Origin of the sequence: Oscillibacter sp. KLE 1728 (assembly GCF_934833455.1) — a bacterium.
GTDB lineage: Bacteria > Bacillota > Clostridia > Oscillospirales > Oscillospiraceae > Oscillibacter > Oscillibacter welbionis.
In genome coordinates this window covers 1-3,335 of sequence record NZ_CAKVVF010000118.1, presented here as the reverse complement: position 1 = coordinate 3,335, position 3,335 = coordinate 1, and the positions used below count along the sequence as shown (strand labels likewise).

3 protein-coding genes are annotated in these 3,335 nt (G+C 65.8%); all 3 read left to right on the top strand.

Translation table 11 applies throughout. The features are described 5' to 3' along the window. The coding region (locus QVE23_RS10390) for a class II fumarate hydratase (protein WP_337547820.1) at positions 1–1,346 on the top strand (1,346 nt) is incomplete at its 5' end. A gap of 126 nt (positions 1,347–1,472) precedes the next feature. Then, complete coding sequence (locus tag QVE23_RS10385) at positions 1,473–1,991, top strand: RNA polymerase sigma factor (RefSeq protein WP_256264360.1); 519 nt, start codon at positions 1,473–1,475, stop codon at positions 1,989–1,991. Next, the gene (locus QVE23_RS10380; protein WP_256264344.1) at positions 1,984–3,204 is read left to right on the top strand and encodes a DUF4367 domain-containing protein; all 1,221 of its coding nucleotides are present in this window, start codon (positions 1,984–1,986) and stop codon (positions 3,202–3,204) included. Before QVE23_RS10385 ends, QVE23_RS10380 begins: the two co-directional genes overlap by 8 nt. The last annotated feature ends 131 nt before the right edge of the window (positions 3,205–3,335 follow it).

Here is a 3,335-nt window from a genome sequence, read left to right as displayed (position 1 = left end):
TCGAACACGACACCATGGGCGAGATTGCTGTCCCGGCGGAGCATCACTGGGGCGCCCAGACCCAGCGGAGCCTGGAAAACTTCAAGATCGGCGGCCAGCGCCAGCCGCAGGAGATCATCACCGCCTTTGCCTATTTGAAGGAGGCCTGTGCCCAGGCCAACGCGGACTGCGGCAAGCTGACGGCGGAGCAGGCCGGGGCCATCGCCGCCGTGTGCGCCGAGATCCGGGCGGGGAGGTGGAATGACGAGTTCCCCCTGGTGGTGTGGCAGACCGGCAGCGGTACCCAGACCAACATGAACGTCAACGAGGTCATTGCCCACCTGGCTGCGGACCGGGGGATGCGGCTTCACCCCAATGACCACGTGAATGCCTCCCAGTCCAGCAACGACACGTTCCCCTCCGCTCTCCACATCGCGGCGGCCCTGAGCGTCACGGAGCAGGTGCTGCCAGCGGCGGAGCGGCTGGCAGGGGCCTTCCGGAGGCTGGAGGAGGCCTATCCCGACCTGATCCGCATTGGCCGGACCCATTTGCAGGACGCCACGCCCCTGAAATTCGCCCAGGAGGTCTCCGGCTGGCGGGAGCTGGTGGAGGCCCCCTGCCGGATGCTGCGCACCGCCCTGCCGGAGCTGACCAAACTGGCCATCGGCGGCACCGCCGTGGGCACCGGCCTCAACGCCCCCAAGGGGTACGACGAGATGGTGTGCGGGCGGCTCCGGGCCATGACCGGGGTGGACTTCACCCCGGATGCCAACAAATTCCACGCACTGACCAGCAAGGATGCCCTGGTGTTCGCCCACGGGGCACTGAAGGCCCTGGCGGCCAACCTCATGAAGATCGCCAACGACATCCGGTTCGAGGCCAGCGGTCCCCGGTGCGGCATGGGAGAGCTAAACATCCCGGAGAATGAGCCCGGCAGCTCCATCATGCCCGGCAAGGTGAACCCAACCCAGTGCGAGGCCGTCACTATGGCGGCCGTGCAGGTGATGGGGAACGACGCGGCCATCGGCTTTGCCGCCAGCCAGGGAAACTTCCAGCTGAATGTGTTTCTGCCGGTGAGCGCCTATAACTTTCTGCTCTCTGCCCGGCTGCTGGGGGATGTGTGCGATTCCTTCCGGGTCCACTGCGTGGAGGGCATCACCCCTAATGTGGAGCGGATGACGGCCAACCTGCACAACTCCCTGATGCTGGTGACCTGCCTGACGCCGAGGATCGGCTACGAGGCAGCGGCGGCGTGCGCCAAGAAGGCCCTTCACGACGGCACTACCCTGAAAGAGGCGGTGCTGGCGCTGGGGTATCTGACGGGGCCGGAATTCGACGAGACGGTACGGCCGGAGAAAATGGTATAAGAGAAGAGTATCCCGCCGGGGACGAAAAGATTCGCTCCCGGTGGGATACTCTGCGTTTCCGGGACGTTTACCGGACGGGGGGGATGCGCCCCCAAGAGAGAAGAGGAGGCGAGCGCGTTGCTTTCCATGCTGCTGGCTATGCTGGAGACGGAGGAGGACCGGGAAAGGTTTTTGAAGCTCCATGGGACCTATGAGAAGAAGCTATACGCCGTGGCGGTCCGTGTTCTGGGGGACCGGACCGCGGCGGAGGACGCGGTGCAGCAGACTTGGCTGCAGCTCATCCGGCGGTGGGACCGGGTGAGCGGCCTGGCCTGGAGCGAGACGGAGGGATATCTAGTGACCGCTGTGAAGAACGTGGCGGTGGACATGCTGCGGAAGGAGCGGCGGGAGGAAGCTCTGCCGGAGGACTGGGATCCGCCCGCTCCGGAGACGGGGGAGACGGACTACCGCTATCTGGTGAGCCTGATCCGGGCGTTGCCGGAGAGCTACCGGCGGGTGCTGGAGCTGAAGTGCGTGGAGGAGGAGAGCAACCGGGAGATCGCCCGGCGGCTGGGGCTGAAGGAGTCCACCGTGGCCACCCGCGTCCTGCGGGGGCGGACCATGCTGGCGGCGGCGCTGGAGAAGGAGGGGTACGTCCATGGATGAGCGGATGCTGCGCCATGCCCTGATGGAGGCCAACCTGGAGCGGTTCCGGGACGTGCTGGACGCGGCGGAGGAACCGGACTGGTCCCACCGGTATTTGAGAAACCGGACGCGGCTGCTGGCGGACCCCTTCGGCTGGGCGAAGCGGATGGCCCGGCCGGTGTGGAAGCGGGCGGCCCGGACAGCGGCCTGCGTGCTATTGGCATGCCTGGTGACCCTGGGGGGCCTGATGGCGGTGAGCCCCGCCGTCCGGGCGGCGGTGCTGGGGTGGTTCCATCAGGTGCAGGAGGATCTGGTGACCTTTATCAACCCGAAGCGGACCGTGGCAGAGGATCCGCCCGGCGGCTGGCGGCTGTCGGAGATCCCGGAGGGCTTTGTGCTGACGGACGTGAGTCCCAAGGAGAGCTCGGGCTATTGGAGGTACTATGAGCCGGGGACCGGCGCATGGCTGTGGTTTGCCGTCTACACGCCGGAGGCGGGAGAGGTAGCTACCAATGTGGACGGAGCCTCGGACGCGGGGGAAAACCACACCACCGTCACTGTGCAGGGGTACCAGGCAGACCTCTTCCAGTCGGAGGGGACAATCCTGCTGACCTGGCAGAACGAGGCGGGATACCTCTTTATGCTGCGGGCCACGGATTTTGGCGACACCGAGACCCTGCTGTCCATGGCGGAAGGCGTGGTGCCTTACGAGGGACCCGGTGTGGCCTGGGAGATGGGCTGGGTGCCGGAGGGCTATGAACCCATGTACCGGGATGAAGGCGCTGGAGCCGTCCAGCAGGTGTGGGTCAGGGACGGGACAACACTGACCTGGCAGTATGTCACTGACCCCATCTGCCCCTTCGAGACCCCGGAGGGGGAGCCGGAGGAGATCGACCTGCGGGGCGTCACCGGCTGGTATTGGACGGCGGAGGAGGAGCCGGAGGAGAGCGAGGGCCCCACCATTACTGTGAATGGGAAGGAGATTCAGGCGGAGGGCTCCTCCGTCACCGTAGGCGGCGTCACCATCATCACCGGCGGCTCCCCGGACATGGAGGAGACCGGCACTCTGATCTGGACGGACCCGGACACCAACACGACCTTCTTCCTGGAGGGGGCCCTGGACCGCTTTGACCTGCGGGACATGGCTGTCCGTACGGAGGAGACGGAGCCGCAGCTCTCACCTCCCACGAAGAGAGCGCAGTCGATCACCGGCACTGCCGGCGGTGGGAAGTGAAACAGTCAGACTCCACAGAAAGAGACGAGATCTTTGTGATTTTTGACCAAGATAGAAAAGCCCGGGGATACGTCCTGCCCACGGCACGTTCAACTAATAGAACGGCCGGGGGCCTGTCCCCCGGAAACTCA